Source organism: Heliomarina baculiformis, assembly GCF_019966545.1.
Taxonomy (GTDB): Bacteria; Pseudomonadota; Alphaproteobacteria; order Rhodobacterales; family Rhodobacteraceae; genus Heliomarina; species Heliomarina baculiformis.
Map to the genome: position 1 here is coordinate 257,510 of NZ_JAIMIC010000001.1, position 21,070 is coordinate 278,579.

Here is a 21,070-nt window from a genome sequence, read left to right on the forward strand (position 1 = left end):
TGACCTTGCCGAAAATCGCGCCCAAACCCGCGCGCATGACAAAAACAGCCCTGATCACCGGTGCCTCGCGCGGGCTTGGCGCCGCCCTTGCCGAGGCGCTTGCGCCCTCCCATCACATCATTGCCGTGGCGCGCACCACCGGCGCGCTCGAAGAGCTGGATGACCGCATCAAGGCGAAAGGCGGCAGCGCCACGCTGGCGCCGATGGACATCACCGTGCCTGACGCGATGGCGACACTTTGCCGAGGCATTCACGACCGTTGGGGAACGCTCGATCTCTGGCTACATACGGCGATCCACGCAGCCCCACTGTCGCCCGCGCATTTCACCGATACCCGCGACTGGGAGAAATCCGTCGCCGTGAACGCGACCGCGACCTCGGTGCTGATCCCCTATGTTACGCCTCTCTTGAGCGCCGAGAGCCAGGCGGTGTTCTTCGACGATCCGCGCGCGGGCGAGAAGTTCTTTGCGACCTACGGCGCGACCAAGGCGGCGCAGATCGCAATGGCAAAAAGCTGGCAGGCCGAAACCGTCAAGACCGGGCCGCGCATCCATATCCTGACGCCCGCGCCGATGCCCACGGCCACGCGCGCGCGCTTCTTCCCGGGCGAAGATCGCGATGCGCTTGCCACCCCGGCAGGCGAGGCCGCGCGCCTGTTAGGCGAACTGAGTCTCTGACGACACGTCGCCTGCGAAACAAGGGCCGCGCCCACCTGTCGCGCGGCTCTTCACTTGCTCCGCCATGCCCGCTCGCCTATCAAGGCGCGAAAAGGGGCAGGCCATGCGAATTCTCATCACCAATGACGACGGTATCCAGGCGCGCGGGCTGAAAGCGCTCGACAAGATCGCGCATGAACTGGCCGGGCCGGATGGCGAAGTCTGGACCGTGGCCCCCGCGTTCGAGCAATCCGGCGTGGCCCATTGCATCAGCTACACGCACCCCATGCTGCTCGCCAAGATGGACGAGCGCCGCTTTACCACCGAGGGATCGCCCGCCGATTGCGTGCTCGCCGCGCTGCACGAGGTGATGATCGACTCGCCCCCCGATCTGGTTCTGTCGGGCGTGAACCGGGGCAACAACTCGGCCGAGAACGCGCTTTATTCCGGCACGCTGGGCGGCGCGATGGAGGCCGCACTGCAGGGGCTGCCCGCGATTGCGCTCTCGCAATACCTTGGCCCCAAGATTTTCGAGGCCGAGAACATGTTCGAAGCGGCCGAGCAGCACGGCGCCGATGTGATCCGCAAGATCCTTGCCAACACGCCCTGCACCGGCGAAGATTACCGCCTGTTCTACAACGTGAATTTCCCGCCCGTCGCCGGGGCCGATGTCAAGGGCATCCGCGCCACCACGCAGGGCTTCCGCCCCGATACCACCTTTTCGGTCGAGCCGCATAACTCCCCGTCGGGAAAGCGTTTCCTGTGGATCAAGGGCAGCCAGCAACACGTCAACACGGCGCCCGGCAGCGATGCGCAGGCCAATCTCGACGGCTATATCTCGGTCACCCCGATGCGCGCGGATCTCACGGCCCATGACGCGCTCGATGCGCTGAAAGCGATTGAATGAGCGGCACCGACCCGGAAACCAAGATGCAGTTTCTCTATGCCTTGCGCTCGCGCGGGGTCACCGACAAGCGCGTGCTGAACGCGATGGAGACCATCGACCGGGGCATGTTCATCACCGGGCTTTTCGCCGAACGCGCCTATGAGGACACGCCGCTGCCCATCGCTTGCGGGCAGACGATTTCGCAGCCTTCGGTCGTGGGGCTGATGACACAGGCGCTGCAGATCAATCCGCGCGACAAGGTGCTCGAGGTCGGTACCGGTTCGGGCTATCAGGCGGCGATCCTGTCGCGCCTCGCCCGCCGGGTCTATACGGTCGACCGCCACGCCCGGCTGGTTCGCGAGGCGAACGAGGTTTTTTCCAAGCTCGGCTTTGTGAATATCACCGCGATGACGGCGGATGGCTCACACGGCCTGCCCGATCAGGCGCCGTTTGACCGGATTCTGGTCACCGCCGCCGCCGAAGACCCGCCCGGACCGCTCTTGGCTCAGCTCAAGATCGGGGGTATCATGGTCGTACCGGTCGGCCAGTCCGACGCGGTGCAGACGCTGATCCGGGTCCGTCGCGGCGAAGACGGGTTCGATTATGACGAAATTCGCCCCGTCCGCTTCGTCCCCCTCCTTGAAGGTCTGGGCAAGGACGGTACATAAGCGGTACACGAGACCGAAAGCATATGTGCTGCGACCTCCCGGCGAAACAGGGGGGCGCATGTTGAGGAAGCCGAGATGACCAAGTCCACAGGACGCCCTTCATTCCGAATTCTGACCGCCGTTTCCCTGCTTGCCCTGCTCGCAGCCTGCGACGAGCCGCTCGATTTCGACATGCGCGGCAAGATCGGTGCGTTTTCGACCGCCCCGGCGGCCCAGTCGGCGACCGGCACCCGCCCCGCTGCGGACAATCGTGGCGTAATCTCATATCCGAATTATCAGGTGGCCGTGGCCCGTCGCGGCGATACGGTGACCACCGTGGCCAACCGGGTCGGCCTGCCCGCCTCGGAACTGGCCCGCTACAACGGGCTGACGCCGGGCGATACCCTGCGCGATGGCGAAATTCTTGCCCTGCCGACACGCGTCGCCGAACCCTCGGCCGCGACCGGCGTGGATATTGCCAGCCTTGCAGGGAGCGCCATCGACGCCTCACCGAGCACAAGCAACTCGGTCCAGACCACCGCCCTACCCCCGGCAGCCGCGTCCAAGCCCGCACAGGTACAGGCCGCCGAGCCGGTGCGCCACCGCGTGGCACGCGGTGAAACCGCCTATACCATCGCGCGGCTTTACAATGTGCCGGTCAAGTCGCTGGCCGAATGGAACGGGCTCGGTTCGGATTTCTCGATCCGCGAAGGCCAGTACCTGATGATCCCCGTGGCCGGTGCCGCCGCGCCGAAACCCGCACCGATCGTCGCCGATACCACGGTCACCGAACCGGGCGAAGGCAGCCCGACGCCGCTGCCCCCGAGCGCGGCCAAACCGCTGCCGGCTGAAAAGGTCGCGCCGCGTACCGAAGAGGTGGCCCAGACCGTCACAATCGACAAGCCTACCAAGAATCCCGCGTCGAATGCCGCGATGGGCATGCCAGTGCAGGGCAAGATCATCCGTACCTATTCCAAGGGCAAGAACGAAGGCATCGACATCGCGGCCAGCCCCGGCTCGCCCGTCAATGCCGCCGCCGATGGCAGCGTTGCCGCGATCACCTCAAGCGCCGATCAGGTGCCCATCGTGGTCGTGCGTCACCCCGACAACCTGCTGACCGTTTATGCCAATGTCGAAGGCATAAAGGTCAAAAAGGGCGATACGGTGAAACGTGGCCAACAGCTGGCCAAACTGCGCAGCGGCGACAATGCCTATGTGCATTTCGAAGTCCGCAACGGGTTCGACAGCGTTAATCCGCAGCCCTACCTCGAATAAGCCCCGGCGGGCGCTTTCAGCCCGCCTGAGCATACTCCGCAACCAGCGACTTGAACTGCTCCCTCGGTGGGAACCCCTCAAAGCTGTGCTTGGCCGGGGTCTCGGCCCATGCCAGCTTTTCCTTGGTCACGGTTTCGATAAAGGGCGTGAACCATGACATGTCGTCCAGCATTGTCGGATGCACGTTGACGAAGACATCGTTCCCGGCAATCCGCGTGAACATCCATGCCTTGCAGTCCGGACAGCACATGTGGCTCAGCGCCTCGCTGGGCGCCCCGCCGACAACCGGTTCTCCCCCGATCACCTCAAAGGCCCCAACCGGGAACATGGCTGTCAGCGAATAGGCACTCGCGGCCATCTTCTGACATCCCACACAGTGGCAGGCCGCTGTCATCATCGGCTTGGCCGTAACCCTGATCCGCACCTTGCCGCAGCGGCAGGAGCCTTCCATCGGCAGTGACATCTCCGGCATTGCGTTCCCCTCCTCAGGTTTCGCCTCTACCCGATACGTACCCCGTGACGCCCCGCCAGGTCGACAAAGAACTGCCATGCCACCCGCCCCGAGCGTGATCCGCGCGTGGCCTGCCATTCGATCGCCTCGGCCCGCAGCTTATCCGGCGCCACCTCGACGCCATGCGCGGTACAATACCGGTCGATCATCGCAAGGTATTCGTCCTGCGAACAGGGATGGAAGCCCAGCCACAGCCCGAACCGGTCGGAAAGCGAAACCTTCTCCTCGACCGCTTCCGAGGGGCTGATCGCGCTTGAGCGTTCGTTCTCGATCATGTCGCGCGGCATCAGGTGGCGTCGGTTCGAGGTGGCATAAAGCACCACATTATCCGGCCGCCCCTCGATGCCACCATCCAGCACCGCCTTGAGCGATTTGTAATGCTCGTCATCATGGCTGAACGACAGGTCATCGCAGAACAGCACGAACCGCTGCGGCGCTTCCCTCAGGTGCGTTAGCAGACGTCCGACCGATGGCAGGTCTTCGCGTTGCAGCTCGACCAGTTTAAGATCCGGGTTCTCCGCGTAAACTTCGGCATGGATCGCCTTGACAAGGCTCGACTTCCCCATGCCCCGCGCGCCCCAGAGCAGCGCGTTATTTGCCGCGAACCCCTTGGCGAACCGCCGCGTGTTGTCCAGCAGCGTGTCGCGCGACCGGTCGATCCCGACCAAAAGGTCCAGCCCCACCCGGTTGACCACCGGCACCGGCACCAGCCGCTCCGGGTCCACGTGCCACACGAAAGCAGGCGCGCGGCTGAAGTCCGGTGCCGGCAGCGGCGCCGGAGACATCCTCTCAAGCGCCGCCGCAATTCTCGTAAGTTGTACTTCACTCACTTGCCGTCTTCCCGCTCTTCATCGAATTCAGCGGCAAGCGGGTCGTCGAACTCTTCTTCATCGTCGTAATAGCCCTGCGCCCGCAGCTCGGCTTCGCGCTTGGTTTCGACCCGGCGCACAAGGAAGATCGAAATCTCGTACAGGCCGTAGACCACCACAAACAGGATGACCTGCGTAATCACGTCCGGCGGCGTCACCAGCGCGGCCAGCACAAGAATGGCCACCACCGCATATTTGCGCACGCCCTTAAGTCCGTCCGCGCTCACCAGCCCGGCCTTGCCCATCAGGGTCAGCAGCACCGGCAGCTGGAAACACAGGCCAAAGGCCACGATGAATTTCACGGTCAGGTTCAGGTATTCCTGCGCCGAGCCCTGAAACACCACGCTCAGCCCCGGCTGCGCCATCTCTGGCTGTGCTACGACCGCCTCGCCCTCTGCGCCGAACTGCTGGAAACCAAGGAAGAAATCATAGGCCAGCGGTGTCACCACGTAAAAGGCAAAGGATGCCCCCAGCAGGAACATGAACGGCGACGCGATCAGGAAGGGCAGGAAGGCGCCCTTTTCGGACTTGTAAAGCCCGGGCGCCACAAAGCGCCACATCTGCAACCCGATATAGGGAAAGGCGAGGATGAAGCCGCCCAGAAGCGAGATCTTGATCGCAACGAAAAAGCCTTCCTGCGGGCTGATGAAGATCAGGTCACAATCCTGTCCGCGCGTGGCAAGCACCTCGCAAAGCGGGTTGGTCAGGAAATTGAACAGCGGCGTCGCCACGGTAAAACAGATCACCATGCCAACGACAAAGGCGACGACCGAATGGATCAGCCGGTTGCGCAGTTCCGCAAGGTGTTCGATCAGCGGCGCGGCGCTGTCGTCGATGTCGTCATTCGCCATCTGGCTCATTCTTTGGGTCCGGTTGGTTCAGGGCTGGCCGTCTCTGGCGTCAGATCGGCCTCGGCTGCATCCGCCTGCGCCGCAGCCTCGGCGGCTTCGCGCGACTTGCGCTCGGCCGCGGCCCGCGCGGTGGCCGCCTTGATTTTCTTGGCGTTCTCGTCCCGGTCAGCGGCCAGCTTGCCGGTCTCGCTCTCGGGCTTGTATTTCTTGGGATCGAACCCGCTTGTCAGGTCGCGGGTTGCATCCTTGACGCTGTCCATCGCGCTCGCCATCGGGTTGGAGGCGGTCTTGAGCCCCTTGGCGATGTCGCGCACGCCGGATTCATCCGCCGCATCCTCCATCGCCCGCGAGAACTCCCGCGCCATGCCCTTGGCCTTGCCGACAAAGCGGCCGACGTTGCGGAACAGCACCGGCAAATCCTTGGGCCCCACCACGATCAGCGCCACAACGCCGATCAGCAGAAGCTCCGTCCAACCCAGATCGAACATGTCAGATCAGACCTTGTCTTTTTCCGCGTCCACATCCGCCGGCGTCACATCCTTGGTGGTGTGGCTCTCGTCTTCCAGTTCTTTCGAGCCATCGGAAACGCCCCGTTTGAAAGCGGTGATTCCCTTGCCAACTTCGCCCATGAGCGAGCTGATCTTGCCGCGCCCGAACAGCACCAGCACCACGACTGCGATCAGCAGAAGGCCCGGAAGGCCAATATTGTTCAACATGTTCAACTCCTTGTCAGATCTTATTCGCCCCGTGCCGCAAATCGCGCAGGCGCGTGTTCGGCATCTTTTCTAGATCCGCCCCAGCCCGGGGAAAAGCGCAAACCCAACCGGAGGCGCCCCGCCCGGCCCGGTTTTCCTGTCACCTCCCCCGCCCGAAATCAAAACTGACAGGTCTTTGTCAGTTGCGCTCGACTTTTTCGGCTCCGCCGCCCAGAATGCCCCATGTCCCGCGCCGACCGACTCTTTCAGCTCCTTGGCATCCTGCACGACGGCAGGCTGCATCGCGCCGCCGATCTCGCCGCCCGCCTCGGTGTCTCGCAGCGGAGCATCTACCGCGATATGGATACACTTGCGAAAAGCGGCGCGGCCATCACCGGCACGCGCGGCACCGGCTACCGGCTCGGGGATGAAATCCTGCTGCCGCCGCTGAAACTCGCCCCGCCAGAACTCGAAGCGCTCCATCTCGCCCTCGCCATCGTCGCCGAATCGAGCGATCCCGACCTGTCGGCCCATGCCCGCACCCTCATCCAAAAGATCGACGCCGCCCTGCCCGAGGAACAGACCGCCCCCGGCGATGAATGGAAAACTGCCGCCCTCCCGGCCGCCCGCGCCGCCCGGAGCTTTTCCCATCTTCCCGCCCTGCGCAGCGCCATCCGCGCCCGCCAGAAACTGCAACTGACCGAAACCGGCCACCCCCCCCAAACCATCCGCCCGCTCAGGCTCGAAAACTGGGGCCGCAACTGGATTCTCACCGGCTGGAGCGAGACATCGAACCGTTTCACGCAGATCCGCACCGACCTTATCGAAACCGCCACGCCGCTGCCGGAACTCTTCGTCGACGAACCGGGCCGGCAGCTCTCCGATTTCAACGCCGCCGATTAACGCCAGCCCCGCTGACCGGACGCATTCCCGTTCTTCTTTGGGTCAAAAAATATCCCCGCCGGAGGCATGGCCCAACGGGCCATTCATCTCACGCTGCAGCAGGAAACACGAAACAGCGATCACGCGGAACGGTCAGCCACATCACCTTGCCGGGTTTGGGCAGGAAAACATTCGGCACCGTCGCCTTCAGCACCGATCCATCGAAATCCATCACGAACTCGACCAGCGATTCATGCCCCATGAAGCGCGACCGCTTGACCACCCCCCTTGCCGCCACACCGTCGGTCTCGGTCGGGCGCGGCCCGTTGCCGCCCCGGTCGAAATCGATGCGCACATGCTGAGGGCGGAACACGATATCGACCATCGTCCCATCCGCCACGCCCGGGGCAAGGAACTGGCCAAAGGCGGTTTCGGCCAGCGCGCCCGTCACCTCGGCCTGCAACACGTTGGCATCGGAAAAGAAGGACACCGCCGCCCGGTCGACCGGGCGGTTGTAGACATTGTACGGCGCGCCCTGCTGAACGATCTTTCCGGCACGCATCAGCGCGATCTCGTCGGCCATGCGCATCGCCTCGTCTGGCTCATGGGTGACCAGCAACACGGCGGTATCCTCGTCCTTGAGCACGCCAAGGGTCTCGTCGCGGATGCCATCGCGCAGCCGGTTGTCCAACCCGGAAAACGGCTCGTCCATCAGCATGATCCGGGGACGCGGCGCCAGCGCGCGGGCCAGCGCAACGCGCTGCTGCTCACCGCCGGAAAGCTCATGCGGGTAGCCATCGATATGGCGCAGCAGGTCGACCCGTTCCAGCAAGCTCTCGACCCGGGCGCGCTTTTCCTCGCGCGACGCGCCGCGCAGACCGAATGCCACGTTGTCGGCCACGCTCAAATGCGGGAAGAGCGCGAAATCCTGGAACATCAGCCCAATGCCGCGCCGCTCGGGCGGCACGCGGTAATGGGTGTCGCAGACCAGCTTGCCATCTACCCAGATTTCGCCGCTGTCCTGCATCTCTACCCCGGCGATCATCCGCAGCGTCGTGGATTTGCCACAGCCCGATGGCCCCAGAAGGCAGGTCACCTGTCCCGGCAGGATGGTCAACGATACATCATCCACCACCACACGCCCCTCGTAGTGGCGCACGAGGTTGCGGATTTCCAGCCGGGGTTGGGTCTTCAGGTCTTGCAAGCGGGCCTCACTGGCGGTGCCGAGCATTTCTGTCGGGTAGAGGCGCGGATAGCAACCCGCAAGCCCCCGCGCAAGTCACTCCGCCGCAGGCAAGAGCGTGAAATCCGCCCGCGCGCGCAGCTTTCCGTTCACCTGCATCCCCACCGCATGGCGTCCAGGGCTCAGCCGAAAGGTGGTCGCGTCCCCCTTCAGCCGGTGACTCTTTTGCAGGATCAAAGGTTTTCCGGCTGTCAGCTTGCCCTGTTTCAGCTTGAACACCTTGGACCGCTGGCCACCATCCGGCTTGGCGAACCAGATGATGTAATCGACCAGCACGGGCATTGCTTGCGCGCCCATGATCTCGCACCCGATGTCGAGCGCCTCGCCGATGCGCAGGCTGTCCCGCCCCAGCCGCAGCTTGCATGCCAGATCGGCCTCAGCGTCAAATCCCAGCATCTCAAGAGCGCCGGGATGCCCCGCCTTGACCAGCCCGCGCAGCGCATGGGCCGTCATCCAGGCCAGTTCCTTATCCGCCTGCCGCCCTTCGTCCCGCCACTGCGCGAGCCGCGCCAGAACCAGATCCGGCTCCTTCTTTGTGATGTCGTTAAGATGGTTCGCTACCGAACGCGTCACGAAACGCGTCGGGTCGCCATGTAGCCGATCCAACAGTGGCAGGCCCGCATCAAGCGGCAGCGACACGCCCTGCCCCCAAGGCAGACGCGGCCGCGTCCCTTCACTCACCAGCCGCCGCACATGGTAGTGATCGTCTTCGGCCCAGCCCTCCAGCCGGGCCAGCACAAGATCTGGCCAGCGGTTCAGAAAGGGCCGGATCGCCCATTCCATTGAAAACCGCTGAGTGATCTCATACAACAGCTCGAGCCCGCGATCCGGATCTTCCAACCCCGTGTTAACCACCCATTCGCCCAGCGGCGCAAAGATGAAACTGCCGAAGTCATCATCGCTTTTCGTCGGATCCAGCGGCGGCGGCAGCGCATTTCGTATCACGGGGTCGACCACCGAAAGATCCCCCGGCATGGCCTCTTCGAGGCAAGTCGCGATCCATGCAATGCGCGCTTTCAGCTCAAGTTCGGGCAGTCGCTCCATCACCCGTGCCTCGAAGCGCGACGCATCGAACCCCGGCGCATCGGAAAAAAGGCCCGCCAGATAGCGGACCCTTTCGAGGTTGAACAACTGGTCTTTCAGGGAAAAACCGCTCGCCATGTCAGATTGTGATGTTCGAGGCCCCGCCATCGATCAGCAGGTTCTGACCAATGATGAACTTCGCCTGCTGCGAGCAAAGAAAGGCGCAAGCCGCGCCGAAATCTTCTGCGGTGCCATAGGCGCGGGCCGGGATCGTCGCCTGACGCCGGTCGCGAGCCTCTTCCATCGAGATATTCTGTTCACGGCTCACACCTCCATCAAGCGATTCGGCGCGGTCGGTGTCATGGATGCCCGGCAGAATGTTGTTGATGCAAACCCCCTTGGGCGCCACCTGCCGCGAGGTGCCTGCGACATAGCCTGTCAACCCGGCGCGCGCGGAATTGGAAAGGCCAAGCACGCCGATCGGCGCGCGCACCGACTGGCTGGTGATATTCACCACCCGGCCCCAGCCACGATCCATCATCCCCGGCAACAGCGCCTTCATGAAAGCGATCGGCGTCAGCATGTTCGCATCCAGCGCCTTGATGAAATCTTCACGATCCCAGTCGCTCCAGAGGCCCGGGGGCGGTCCGCCCGCATTGGTCACGAGGATATCGACCTGCCCGGCCACTTCGAGAACCTGCGCCTGGCCCTCAGGCGTGGTCACGTCGCAGGCAACGGTTTCCACATTGACGCCGAAATCCTCGCGGATCGCCGCGGCCGATGCTTCGAGAGCCTCTGCCCCGCGGGCGTTCATGACCAGATCGACGCCGGCCTCGGCCAGAGCGCGCGCGCAGCCCAGACCCAGCCCTTTGCTGCTGGCGCAGACCAATGCCCGTTTACCCTTAATTCCCAAATCCATCGGTTAACTCCTTGTGCACTTTTTAGCAGGACTATCCTCGCAAATGATGTAATGCCAGCTTTTCACCGGTGTCTTGACCACAATCGGTCACATTCATCTCTTAGGAAGAGTGCAACATAAACGACAGACACAGTCCAAGAAGATGCAGAACTATCCAGAAAGCGCCTTCCAGTACAACGTGATCGCGGCCGATTTCGCAGGTTGCGACCGGCTGTTCCCCCAAACCGTGCCGGTTCACGACGCAAGCGCCTTCTGCGCGGTCGAGGGCGTGAACGAAGGGGATTCGCTGTCGGTTCTGGATGACCTGGTGCCGGACGATGTCTACGTTCTTGCCGCTGGCAGCATCACTTCCAGCCTCGCCTTTCACATGACGCCAGATCACGTGCCTGAAATCGCCGCTTCATCGGAAACCGGCACCGCCGGAGCATCCCTGCATCTGGATGGCACGGTTACGCTGATGTCTGCGGCGGGGCGGATCGCGCGGGCGATCATCCTCGTCGAAACCGACATGCACGACCATATCGCGGGGATTTATCTTGCCCCGCTCGACCCGATTGCGCCCGGCACGCCGTTCAGCATTATTGCGCTGGATCGCCTTTCGACCCGCGCCGCCTTCGATGAGCTGATCGAACATGCGGCGATCAATCCGGTGATGAAGCCCGCGAAGAACGCCGCGCCTTCCGCCAGTATTCGCGCCTAATCCTCATCCGGCCCGGCATCCTCGCCGTCGTCGTCCGGCGCATCCTCATCCCAGCAGTCCTCCGGCTCTGACTTGCGGGGTTTTCTTCGGGCGCCTTCCTTGATCTCGCGTTCCATCGCTTCGGCCTGCAGCCAGAGCTGAGGAATCGTATCATCCTGAAAATACCGGTCGATTTCGCCCGACAGCAAAGCGGTCCAGTACAGCCGCAGCACCATGTTGATACGTGTGCTGTAACCCGGCCCCAGCTTGCGGAACCAGCGCACCATGTCGCTGTCGAGCCGAATCGTCACGCGCGTCTTGTGTGGCGTGACCGGGTGCCAATGATCCAGCGCGTTCCAGTCCACCGGGAGGCTGCGGACCAGCCATTTCTGCTTGATCTCACGCTGAAGCTGCTCAAGCGTCGCCAGCATTTCGCTATGGGCATCCGATTTATTCATCGCGCTCTCCGGTGGCTTGGTATCTCCCTCGTCTAGAACGCCATTGTTAAGGTCGGGCAATGCGAGCGTCCGATGGGCTGCCCGACGGCCTGACATTTCCTTAACACAAGGCCGGCTGCCGTCCGGTGTACAGGGGGTGTACAGCTTGTGCATCACGAGTGCCGCCGATTTTCTTGCTCTCGGCGAAAACCTTACCTATACGCGCGCTATGCTGGATACCGCTCAAAATCGCCCCGACCTGCCCGCCGAAATTGCCCGGCGGCGCACCTTTGCCATCATCTCGCACCCGGATGCGGGCAAGACCACGCTGACCGAGAAATTCCTCCTTTACGGTGGTGCGATCCAGATGGCCGGACAGGTCCGCGCAAAGGGCGAAGCGCGGCGCACGCGGTCGGACTTCATGCAGATGGAAAAAGACCGCGGGATCTCCGTGTCGGCATCGGCAATGTCTTTCGATTTCAACAACTTCCGCTTCAATCTCGTGGACACGCCCGGCCACTCGGACTTTTCCGAAGACACCTACCGCACGCTGACGGCGGTGGACGCGGCAATCATGGTGATCGACGGCGCGAAGGGCGTGGAAAGCCAGACCCAGAAACTGTTCGAAGTCTGCCGGTTGCGCGACCTGCCGATCCTGACCTTCTGTAACAAGATGGACCGGGAAAGCCGCGACGTCTTTGAGATCATTGACGAGATTCAGGAAAACCTTGCCATCGACGTGACCCCGGCAAGCTGGCCGATCGGACAGGGGCGCGATTTCGTCGGCTGTTACGACATTCTGCGCGACCGGCTTGAGCTGATGGACCGCGCCGACCGCAACAAGATCGCGCAAAGCATTGAAATCAAAGGGCTGGACGATCCAAAACTGACCCAGCATGTTCCCGCTCACCTGCTGGAAAAGCTGCAGGAAGAGCTTGAGATGGCGCGCGAACTGCTGCCGCCGCTCGACAAGAAGGCCATGCTCGAAGGTACGCTCACCCCGATCTGGTTCGGCTCGGCGATCAACTCCTTCGGCGTCAAGGAACTGATGGACGGCATCGCGAATTACGGCCCCGAGCCGCAGATTCAGGCCGCCACGCCGCGCCAGATTCTGCCCGAAGAATCAAAGGTTTCCGGCTTTGTCTTCAAAGTTCAGGCCAATATGGACCCCAAGCACCGCGACCGCGTTGCCTTTGTGCGCATGGCCTCGGGACATTTCAAACGCGGCATGAAGCTGACCCATGTGCGATCAAAAAAGCCGATGGCAATTTCGAACCCGGTGATGTTCCTCGCCTCCGACCGTGAACTGGCCGAAGAAGCATGGGCTGGCGACATCATCGGCATTCCCAACCACGGCCAGCTTCGCATCGGCGACACATTAACCGAAGGTGAAGATCTTCGTGTTACAGGTATCCCGTCCTTCGCCCCCGAACTTTTGCAGGGCGTGCGCGCGGGTGATCCGATGAAGGCAAAGCATCTGGAAAAGGCGCTGATGCAGTTTGCCGAGGAAGGTGCCGCAAAAGTGTTCAAGCCCTCAATCGGGTCGGGATTTATTGTGGGCGTCGTCGGAGCCCTGCAATTCGAAGTGCTCGCCAGCCGGATTGAGATGGAATACGGCCTGCCCGTGCGCTTTGAGGCGTCGCAATTCACCTCTGCCCGATGGGTGAACGGTGACAAGCAAGCCATTGAAAAGTTTACCAATGCGAACAAGCAGCATATAGCCACCGACAATGATGGCGACACGGTTTACCTCACGCGATTGCAATGGGACATCGACAGGGTCGAGCGTGACTACCCCGACATCCATCTGACGGCGACCAAGGAAATGATGGTCTGATCGTTTCCAAAGACACTTGCAGGAAGCAAGCAAGCGATTGCAACAACCTTCGCGTGCTGCCATGATGTTGCCACATTTGCTTTTGTAAACGGGAACGAGAATATGAGTTTGATTGGTAGCACTCTGGAATGGACGACCGTATTCCCAACGCGGGACAACGTCTTTTTCGGACCTTACGAGGTGACACCGGGGCCCGGCACGGAAGATTTCGAATTTATTGAAGAAAACGGAATCGACGAAGTCTGGGACATCTCGAAGAATAAGATCGAAATTAAATATACGCAGGACGCGCTCGCGGCGAACAAGGATGCGCAGGGCCAGACGGCAACGCATAACGCCGAGATCCTGAGCGATGTCAGCAATACGGTGCAGGATTTCCAAAAGGTAAAGATTCTCTCCAAGCAAACCACGGGTCCATGGGACAACTCCATGATCGAGTGGACCGACGATGAGATCGTCATAAATTATCTCAAGGATGGCGAAGGGATTTCCCTCGTTTCCGGAGATGTTCTGACACTCAAGGTCGTCTTTGACCGCACCTCGGCTTCGCTCGGCGACGATCTGATGAAGGGCACGGGCGGAACCGACAAGTTCAAGGGTCTTGCCGGCGATGACAAGATCATTGGCCGTGGCGGAGACGACAAGCTGTTTGGCAGCAAGGGTGACGACGTCATCAAGGGAAGCAAGGGCAATGACAAGGTCGTCGGTAACGGCGGCGCGGATTCGCTCTATGGCAATGGCGGCAAGGACAAGCTGGTCGGTGGCAAGGGTAACGATTCCTTGGCGGGAGGCGGCGGTAACGACGTTCTCATCGGCGGCAAAGGCAAAGACGATCTGAAAGGCGGCGGCGGTAACGACAAGTTCGTCTTCAAGAAAGCGACCGGTCGTGACGTGATCGAAGATTTCCAAGACGGCAATGACATGATCGTCTTGAAGAAATGGGGCGTCGACAACTTTGACGACCTCACGATCAAGGATCATGACGACGGTGTCCTTCTGAAAAGCGGCAAGAGCACCATTCTGCTGCAAGACATGGACATCGCCGATATCGGTGCCGATGACTTCATCTTCTAAAGGCCAGTGACCTGACTGGAAGACGCGAGAAAGAGCCAGATGCGGGGCCCCGTTGGGGCCTCGTTTCAACTGTAAAGGCCGACGCAACAGCGATCCTTGGCTTTGCCGCGCATCACCTCGAACTGGGATGCCATCGGCTTTATCTTTATCTCGACGCCCCCTGCCCCGAAGCCGAACCGTTTCTGGCCGAACACCCCAAGATCCGCGTCATCCAATGCGACGCGCAATACTGGAAAAGACGCGGCATCCAGCGTCCGGCCAAGCATCAGGTCCGCCAGTCCCGCAATGCGACCCATGCCTATCAGCGCAAGCCCGAGGTTGACTGGCTTGCCCATATCGATGTCGACGAATTCCTCTGGCCAGCCGATGACATGGCGAATGCGCTCGCCGCCGTGCATGGGCCCCAGAACGTGGCGCGGGTCCGCCCTGCGGAATCCCTCGGTGGAAGTTTCAGCCATTTCAAGGCCTTCCTCCCCAATGACGGAAAACGAGACGCAACGGTCGCCGCGCTCTACCCGGAATTCGGCACTTATGTGAAAGGCGGCTTCCTCAGCCATGTCGTGGGCAAGATCTTTGTCCGGACCGGCCTCGACAACGTGGTATTGCGCATTCACCGCGCCTTTATCGATGCAGCGCCCGCCGATGGCACCGAACTGTCCGACGTTGACTTGCTGCACTGCCACGTTGGCGATTGGGAGGATTGGCTGAGTGCCTATCGCTACCGCGTCGAAAAAGGCTCTTACCGTGCAGAGCTAAGCCCCGCCCAGCCCCGCGCCCTTGGTGGCGCCACGCTGCACGAGCTGTTTACCTTGCTTGAAAAAGAGGAAGGTATATCCGGCCTGCGCCGTTTCTACGACGAGGTCTGCGCCGATACATCATCGCTGCGCGACCGGCTCTCGGGCCACGATCTGCTGCTGCACCGCCCGCTTGACCTCGCGGGGGCCATTAACAAACACTTCCCGACATGGCAGGATTGCGTCTCTGACCGTAATAATTGAGCCAGATTGTTTCCGAACAGCCGCCAATGCCCCTGTAAAATAGTAGAAATCCATTGTCGGTTTGACGATCACGCACGATTTTGTTAATGGCAGCGACAAGAGCCATCGTGTGCACTAGCACAGGACCGTACGGGTCCGGCTCCGACCATAGGTGCGGGCCAAGAAAGTGTCCGCAAACAGCGGATACAAATGACAAAATTTTCTGACCTCAAACTGAATCCCAAGGTGCTCAAGGCGATCGAAGAAGCCGGGTACGAAACCCCGACTCCGATCCAGGCTGGCGCCATTCCCCCCGCTCTCGAAGGGCAGGACGTGCTTGGGATCGCCCAGACCGGCACCGGCAAGACGGCGAGTTTCACCCTGCCGCTGATCACCCTGCTGGCCCGTGGCCGTGCCCGCGCGCGCATGCCCCGCAGCCTCGTGCTCTGCCCGACCCGTGAACTCGCCGCGCAGGTGGCCGAGAACTTCGACGTCTATGCCAAGCACGTCAAGCTGACCAAGGCGCTGCTAATCGGCGGTGTCTCTTTCAACGAACAGGACAAGCTGATCGACAAGGGTGTGGACGTGCTGATCGCCACACCGGGCAGACTGCTCGACCATTTCGAACGCGGCAAGCTGATCCTGTCGGACGTCAAGATCATGGTGGTGGACGAAGCCGACCGGATGCTCGACATGGGCTTTATCCCTGATATCGAACGCATTTTCGGCCTGACACCCTTTACTCGCCAGACCCTGTTCTTCTCGGCCACGATGGCGTCCGAGATCGAGCGGATCACCAACACCTTCCTCTCGGCCCCGGCCCGTGTCGAAGTCGCGCGGCAGGCCACGACCGGTGAAAACATCACCCAGGGCGTGGTCATGTTCAAAGGCTCGCGCAAAGACCGCGAGGCCAGCGAAAAGCGCCGCGTCCTACGCGCGATGATCGACGCCGAAGGTGAGAAACTGACCAACGCGATCATCTTCTGCAACCGCAAGATGGATGTGGATATCGTCGCGAAATCGCTCAAGAAATATGGCTATGACGCCGCCCCGATCCACGGCGATCTGGACCAGTCGCAACGGACCCGGACCCTCGAAGGTTTCCGAAATGGCGAGCTCAAGATCCTCGTCGCCTCGGATGTCGCCGCTCGCGGTCTTGATGTGCCAAGCGTCAGCCATGTCTTCAACTTCGACGTCCCCTCGCATGCCGAGGATTACGTGCACCGAATTGGCCGTACCGGTCGCGCCGGGCGCGATGGTGCCGCGATGATGATCTGCGTGCCGCGTGACGAAAAGAACCTTGCCGATATCGAGGCGCTGGTGCAAAAGCAGATTCCGCGTATCGACAATCCGGTCGCGACCTCAAATGACGCGGCTGAACCCGATAGTGCGGAAGAACCCGCGCCGAAAAAGCGCAGCCGCTCCTCCTCCCGCCGCGCCGCTAAAACCGACGCGCCGCAAGAGCCTGCCGAAGCTGCCGCGGCAAAGCCTGCGGAGACACCGCGCAAATCGTCACGGGGCAAGGGCAGCAAATCCGACAGCGAACGCGGCTCCGGCAAGGTTGTCGGCATGGGCGATCACATGCCCAGCTTCATCGCCCTCAGCTTCGAAGAGCGGCGCGCTGGCTGATACAAAAAAACCGCAAGGGCGGCAAACGCCCCTGCGGTAGTCATTGAACTGACGATTTCCTCTGGATCAGCCCAGTTTGGCATCCATCGTGATATCGGCGTTCAGCACTTTCGACAACGGACAGTTCTCCTTGGCGGTTTCGGCCGCCTTCTGGAAATCCTCGCCGGACGCACCCGGCACGCTGGCGGTCACATCCAGATGTACGGCCGTAATCGCGAATCCGCCGTCCTTTTCTTCAAGCGACACCGTCGCGCGGGTCTCGATGTTATCGGCAACAAGATCGCTCTGCCCGAGGATCATGCTCAGGGCCATCGAGAAACAGCTCGCATGGGCCGCCCCAAGCAGCTCTTCGGGATTGGTCCCCTTCTCACCTTCAAAACGTGTGTTGAACCCATAGGGCTGGTCACTGAGCACGCCTGTCTCGGTCGAGACATGGCCCTTGCCGTCCTTAAGACCACCCGACCATTTTGCCGATCCGTGTTTCTTGATCATGGCTACCTCCAATTCTGCCGGACGTCATCGTCCGGCTTCTCCCCCCAACGCCTCTCGTCAGGAAAGGTTGCAGGCCGCCGCCAATCCTCTTCTTTGGGTCTGAAATAATCCCGGGGGAGACGCCCAAAGGGCGGCGGGGGCAGCGCCCCCTGCTTCCATTCAAAATCGAGCAGCCGGACAAAGGCACCGATCAAACCAAACCGGATGCCCGCCCAATCGCTGGGGCGGACACTGGAAGGATTTACCCGAGACGGCTGATGACGATCGTCACTTCCGGCTTCTTTCCGATCTCGCTCTGCGCCGTCTGACGGACCGCGCGACGCAGCGCCTCCTCCAGCGCATCATCGTCGCGCAGGGTCTTTGGCTTGGCACGGCCCAGCAACTGGCTGAGGTCTTCTTCCATCACCTCGACCAGTGGCGCGCGCGAGGATCCGGTTTCCGGCAGGCCCCTGATCTCGCACCATGGATCGCCCAAAAGCTCGTCTTCCTCGTCGAGGATCAGAGTCACGGTCACATGACCGTTCAGCGCCATGCGGATTCTGTCGCGCACTACGCCGTCCATTGCGCCGATCTGGACCGATCCGTCCAGATAAGTGCGCCCGGTCTCGATATATTCGGCAACGCGCAACTCATTTCCCGACAGGTCCATCATCATCCCATTCACGACAACCATCGACTGCATGCCCGACTCCGTCGCGATGCGCGCATGTTCGCGCAGGTGGCGGTGTTCGCCATGCATCGGGATCAGGATCTGCGGTTTGACCAACGCGTGCAACCGCTCGAGGTCGGGCCGGTTGGCGTGGCCCGATACATGGTAAAGACCGGATGAATCATCGACCACATCCACGCCTTTTTCCGAGAAGGCGTTGATGATCCGGATAACGCCGCGCTCATTGCCCGGGATCGTCTTCGAGGAAAACAGAAAGAGATCGCCCTCTTTCATCTCGAGCCCCAGATACTTGCCGCGGGCCAGTTGCGCGCTGGCGGCCCGACGTTCGCCCTGACTGCCCGTCACAAGAAGCATCAGGTTCTCGCGCGGAATATCCTGCGCCGCCTCTGGCGAGACGACACTCGGAAAATCATGCAGAACGCCGGTTTCGACAGCGGCTTCGACCATCCGGCGCATAGCGCGGCCCAGCAGAACGATGGACCGTCCGGCGCGGGCACCGGCCTCGGCCAGCGTTTTGACGCGGGCGACGTTACTGGCAAAGGTCGTCGCCACGACCATACCTTCCGCTTGACTGACGAGGTTCTCGATCTCGGGACCGACGGTGATTTCCGAGCGACCGGCAAGCGGAGAGAAGACGTTCGTGCTGTCACAGATCAGGGCCCGCACCCCGTTCTTGCAGACCTTGGCCCATAACTCGGGGTCAAAGGCCTCGCCCACGACCGGCGTGGCGTCCAGTTTGAAATCGCCCGAATGAATCACCCGGCCCTCCGGCGTGTCGATCACGAGCGACGCTGATTCAGGGATGGAATGCGAGATCGGCAGGAAGCTGACGGCAAAAGGCCCGAGCTTGATCTGTTCGGGCCAGGCGGAAACCGTGCGCACCGCGTCTTCGGGGTGGCCGTACTCATCCATCTTGCGCCGCGCGATATTGGCGGTAAAGGGGCGCGCATAGACCGGCGCGCCAAGCGCCTGGTAGAAATGTGCCACCGCGCCGATATGGTCTTCATGGGCGTGGGTGATGAATATCCCGTCGAGCCGGTCGGCACGTTCCTTGAGCCAGGTCATGTCGGGCATGATCAGGTCGACACCCGGTGTGCCGTCCATGTCGGGGAAGGTCACCCCGAGATCGACAAGGATCAGGCGTTCCTTGTCCGGTGCGCCATAGCCATAGACATAGGCGTTCATACCAATTTCGCCCGCCCCACCGAGAGGCAGGTAGATCAGTCTTTCACTGCTCATCGTTTCAGGTTTTATCCTTGTTATAGGCGTGGATCACGGTCAGGCCGTGCATTGTCAGGTCTTCTTCGAAGAAATCGAACAGCACTTCGCTTTGCTGGAACAGGGGCGCAAGACCGCCTGTCGCTATAATTTTCATGTCCGTGTCTCGTTCAGCGCGGATTCTACTGCAAATCTCGCGGACAAGACCGACATACCCCCAAAACACGCCCGACTGCATACATGCAACCGTATTCGTACCGACCACTGCCTGCGGCTTGGCGATATCGACATGCGGCAGGGCGGCGGCGGCCATGTGGAGCGCTTCGAGGCTGAGATTGACGCCCGGGGCAATGACGCCGCCGACATAGGCACCGTCGCTCGCGACCACGTCAAAGGTCGTGGCGGTGCCGAAATCGACAACGACCAAATCGCCCCCGTGCCGGTCGAACGCGCCGGCGGTGTTCACAAGCCGGTCGGGTCCGACCTGGGTGCCTTCATCGACGCGGGGCGCGTGGGGCAGCAGGCATTCCGGCTTGCCAACGACCAGCGGACGGCAATTGAAGAAACGGTCGGCAAAGACGCGCAGGTTGAACACCACGCGCGGCACGGTGGACGAGATAATAACATCGGTGATGTCCGGATCGATTCCGTAGTGCTTGATCAGCGTCGAAAACCAAGTGAAATAGGCATCTGCCGTACGCGCATGGTGCGTCGAGGTCCGCAGGGTGCAGAGAAATTTCTCGCCGTCCCAGATGGAAAAAACGGTATTCGTGTTGCCACAGTCAATCGCCAACAACATGGGCCAGAGGCTCCTGTTCAGAAATAGATCTCGGCCGCAGGCAGGCTGACGCGGCCATTGTCCGTCTGTAAGACAAGATTGCCCCGCCCGTCCACCGTTTCAAAGATTCCGGTAGTTTCCGAATTGCTCAGCCGTGCCGTGATGGGCTCACCGACACGGGCCGCGCGGGCAAGCCAGGCCTGCCGGATCGGTTCGAAACCGTAGGTGGTGAACTGGGTTTCATAGCGGTCATAGGCGACGGCCAGATAGGTCAGGAAGTCTTCGGGCGAGACCGATGCCCCGGTTTCCGAGAGCAGCGACACGGGCCGCACGGCACCAGGTTCCACGTCTTCCGCGCGGGGCGCATCGGCAAGGTTCACGCCGATCCCGATGGCGAGGTAGCTGCCCTGCCCCGGTGCGCCGGTGCTCTCCAGCAGGATACCGGCGAGTTTGCCGCCGTTCAGCAGAACGTCATTGGGCCATTTCAGCGAAAAGCCCTCGGCGCGGCCAGTGACAGTGACGCAGGCATCGAAAAGCGCGAGGGAGGTCACGAAACTGCGCAGGGCAGCCCGTTCCGGCCCGCCGGTTGGTCGGATGACCAGCGTCGCGGCAAAGTTGCCTTTGGGATGGGTCCAGGGCCGTCCTCGCCGACCCCGGGCGGCGGTCTGGTGCAAGCCAAGGATCCACTCCGGCCCGGTCAGGCCCGGTGCGATCCGGGCCGCTTCGCTAAGCGTGGAGTCGACTTTTTCGAGGATTCGACGGCCATAGCCGTACGGCCAGTCGGTCATCGGGGGCCTCCATTACAGAAAGGCCCCCGGTGAG

At 61.7% G+C, this 21,070-nt stretch carries 23 protein-coding genes and 1 pseudogene; 11 read left to right on the forward strand and 13 right to left on the reverse strand.

Going from position 1 to position 21,070, the window contains the following annotated elements; genetic code table 11:
• The first annotated feature begins 35 nt into the window (after positions 1-35).
• The 4 genes from MF268_RS01210 (at position 36) to MF268_RS01225 (ending at position 3,464) form a co-directional block, all read left to right on the forward strand.
• Positions 36-677, forward strand: a complete 642-nt coding sequence (locus MF268_RS01210; protein ID WP_238369089.1) for an SDR family NAD(P)-dependent oxidoreductase — start codon at positions 36-38, stop codon at positions 675-677.
• A gap of 103 nt (positions 678-780) precedes the next feature.
• Positions 781-1,563: a 5'/3'-nucleotidase SurE gene (gene surE / locus MF268_RS01215; RefSeq protein ID WP_238369090.1), complete on the forward strand. Its 783-nt coding sequence runs from the start codon at positions 781-783 to the stop codon at positions 1,561-1,563.
• A complete protein-coding gene (locus tag MF268_RS01220; RefSeq protein WP_238369091.1) occupies positions 1,560-2,210 on the forward strand; it encodes a protein-L-isoaspartate(D-aspartate) O-methyltransferase in 651 nt (216 codons plus the stop codon). The genes surE and MF268_RS01220 overlap by 4 nt, the downstream gene beginning before the upstream one ends.
• Positions 2,211-2,285: 75 nt before the next feature.
• A complete protein-coding gene (locus MF268_RS01225) occupies positions 2,286-3,464 on the forward strand; it encodes a peptidoglycan DD-metalloendopeptidase family protein (RefSeq protein WP_238369092.1) in 1,179 nt (392 codons plus the stop codon).
• Between the two features lie 16 nt (positions 3,465-3,480).
• On the opposite strand, the gene MF268_RS01230 is transcribed toward MF268_RS01225, so the two are convergent.
• Genes MF268_RS01230 through MF268_RS01250 form a run of 5 tightly spaced genes read right to left on the reverse strand, consistent with a single transcriptional unit; the run spans position 3,481 to position 6,411 of the window.
• Positions 3,481-3,936 (reverse strand): GFA family protein, encoded by a 456-nt coding sequence (locus MF268_RS01230; RefSeq protein WP_238369093.1) that lies wholly within the window; start codon positions 3,934-3,936, stop codon positions 3,481-3,483.
• 26 nt (positions 3,937-3,962) lie between these two features.
• Positions 3,963-4,805, reverse strand: a complete 843-nt coding sequence (locus tag MF268_RS01235) for an ATP-binding protein (protein ID WP_238369094.1) — start codon at positions 4,803-4,805, stop codon at positions 3,963-3,965.
• Complete coding sequence (gene tatC, locus MF268_RS01240) at positions 4,802-5,695, reverse strand: twin-arginine translocase subunit TatC (RefSeq protein ID WP_238369533.1); 894 nt, start codon at positions 5,693-5,695, stop codon at positions 4,802-4,804. Before tatC ends, MF268_RS01235 begins: the two co-directional genes overlap by 4 nt.
• A gap of 5 nt (positions 5,696-5,700) precedes the next feature.
• Positions 5,701-6,183, reverse strand: coding sequence for a Sec-independent protein translocase protein TatB (tatB, locus tag MF268_RS01245; RefSeq protein WP_238369095.1), 483 nt, complete (start codon positions 6,181-6,183; stop codon positions 5,701-5,703).
• A gap of 6 nt (positions 6,184-6,189) precedes the next feature.
• Positions 6,190-6,411 carry a twin-arginine translocase TatA/TatE family subunit gene (locus MF268_RS01250; RefSeq protein WP_238369096.1) on the reverse strand — a complete coding sequence of 74 codons (222 nt, stop codon included), beginning with the start codon at positions 6,409-6,411 and terminating at the stop codon, positions 6,190-6,192.
• 222 nt (positions 6,412-6,633) lie between these two features.
• Here MF268_RS01250 and MF268_RS01255 point away from each other — a divergent pair, with 222 nt between their 5' ends.
• Positions 6,634-7,293 carry a helix-turn-helix transcriptional regulator gene (locus MF268_RS01255; RefSeq protein WP_238369097.1) on the forward strand — a complete coding sequence of 220 codons (660 nt, stop codon included), beginning with the start codon at positions 6,634-6,636 and terminating at the stop codon, positions 7,291-7,293.
• Positions 7,294-7,381: 88 nt separating this feature from the next.
• On the opposite strand, the gene MF268_RS01260 is transcribed toward MF268_RS01255, so the two are convergent.
• Genes MF268_RS01260 through MF268_RS01270 form a run of 3 tightly spaced genes read right to left on the reverse strand, consistent with a single transcriptional unit; the run spans position 7,382 to position 10,457 of the window.
• On the reverse strand, positions 7,382-8,503 hold the full coding sequence (locus MF268_RS01260) for an ABC transporter ATP-binding protein (protein WP_238369098.1): 1,122 nt from the start codon (positions 8,501-8,503) through the stop codon (positions 7,382-7,384).
• Positions 8,504-8,551: 48 nt separating this feature from the next.
• Complete coding sequence (locus MF268_RS01265) at positions 8,552-9,676, reverse strand: hypothetical protein (RefSeq protein ID WP_238369099.1); 1,125 nt, start codon at positions 9,674-9,676, stop codon at positions 8,552-8,554.
• 1 nt (position 9,677) lies between these two features.
• The gene (locus MF268_RS01270) at positions 9,678-10,457 is read right to left on the reverse strand and encodes an SDR family oxidoreductase (protein WP_238369100.1); all 780 of its coding nucleotides are present in this window, start codon (positions 10,455-10,457) and stop codon (positions 9,678-9,680) included.
• A 142-nt stretch (positions 10,458-10,599) separates the two neighbouring features.
• Here MF268_RS01270 and MF268_RS01275 point away from each other — a divergent pair, with 142 nt between their 5' ends.
• Positions 10,600-11,157: a hypothetical protein gene (locus tag MF268_RS01275; RefSeq protein ID WP_238369101.1), complete on the forward strand. Its 558-nt coding sequence runs from the start codon at positions 10,600-10,602 to the stop codon at positions 11,155-11,157.
• Here MF268_RS01275 and MF268_RS01280 read toward each other — a convergent pair.
• Positions 11,154-11,594, reverse strand: a complete 441-nt coding sequence (locus tag MF268_RS01280) for a BrnA antitoxin family protein (protein WP_238369102.1) — start codon at positions 11,592-11,594, stop codon at positions 11,154-11,156. The two genes, MF268_RS01275 and MF268_RS01280, sit on opposite strands and share 4 nt — an antisense overlap.
• A 208-nt stretch (positions 11,595-11,802) precedes the next feature.
• Here MF268_RS01280 and MF268_RS01285 point away from each other — a divergent pair, with 208 nt between their 5' ends.
• The 5 genes and pseudogenes from MF268_RS01285 to MF268_RS01305 all read left to right on the forward strand — a co-directional run bounded on the left by MF268_RS01285 (position 11,803) and on the right by MF268_RS01305 (position 17,090).
• Positions 11,803-13,410, forward strand: a complete 1,608-nt coding sequence (locus MF268_RS01285; protein WP_238369534.1) for a peptide chain release factor 3 — start codon at positions 11,803-11,805, stop codon at positions 13,408-13,410.
• Positions 13,411-13,512: 102 nt separating this feature from the next.
• The gene (locus MF268_RS01290) at positions 13,513-14,484 is read left to right on the forward strand and encodes a calcium-binding protein (protein ID WP_238369103.1); all 972 of its coding nucleotides are present in this window, start codon (positions 13,513-13,515) and stop codon (positions 14,482-14,484) included.
• Positions 14,485-14,606: 122 nt separating this feature from the next.
• Positions 14,607-14,792: pseudogene (locus MF268_RS01295) on the forward strand (glycosyltransferase family 2 protein); the annotation flags it as partial.
• Between the two features lie 63 nt (positions 14,793-14,855).
• Positions 14,856-15,482, forward strand: a complete 627-nt coding sequence (locus tag MF268_RS01300; protein ID WP_238369104.1) for a hypothetical protein — start codon at positions 14,856-14,858, stop codon at positions 15,480-15,482.
• Between the two features lie 189 nt (positions 15,483-15,671).
• Positions 15,672-17,090, forward strand: coding sequence for a DEAD/DEAH box helicase (locus MF268_RS01305; RefSeq protein ID WP_238369105.1), 1,419 nt, complete (start codon positions 15,672-15,674; stop codon positions 17,088-17,090).
• Positions 17,091-17,156: 66 nt separating this feature from the next.
• On the opposite strand, the gene MF268_RS01310 is transcribed toward MF268_RS01305, so the two are convergent.
• The 4 genes from MF268_RS01310 to MF268_RS01325 form a co-directional block, all read right to left on the reverse strand.
• Positions 17,157-17,582 carry an OsmC family protein gene (locus tag MF268_RS01310; RefSeq protein ID WP_238369106.1) on the reverse strand — a complete coding sequence of 142 codons (426 nt, stop codon included), beginning with the start codon at positions 17,580-17,582 and terminating at the stop codon, positions 17,157-17,159.
• 241 nt (positions 17,583-17,823) lie between these two features.
• Complete coding sequence (locus tag MF268_RS01315; protein ID WP_238369107.1) at positions 17,824-19,491, reverse strand: ribonuclease J; 1,668 nt, start codon at positions 19,489-19,491, stop codon at positions 17,824-17,826.
• Positions 19,492-19,495: 4 nt separating this feature from the next.
• Positions 19,496-20,269: a type III pantothenate kinase gene (locus MF268_RS01320; RefSeq protein WP_238369108.1), complete on the reverse strand. Its 774-nt coding sequence runs from the start codon at positions 20,267-20,269 to the stop codon at positions 19,496-19,498.
• A gap of 17 nt (positions 20,270-20,286) precedes the next feature.
• On the reverse strand, positions 20,287-21,036 hold the full coding sequence (locus tag MF268_RS01325; protein WP_238369109.1) for a biotin--[acetyl-CoA-carboxylase] ligase: 750 nt from the start codon (positions 21,034-21,036) through the stop codon (positions 20,287-20,289).
• Between the last annotated feature and the right edge of the window lie 34 nt (positions 21,037-21,070).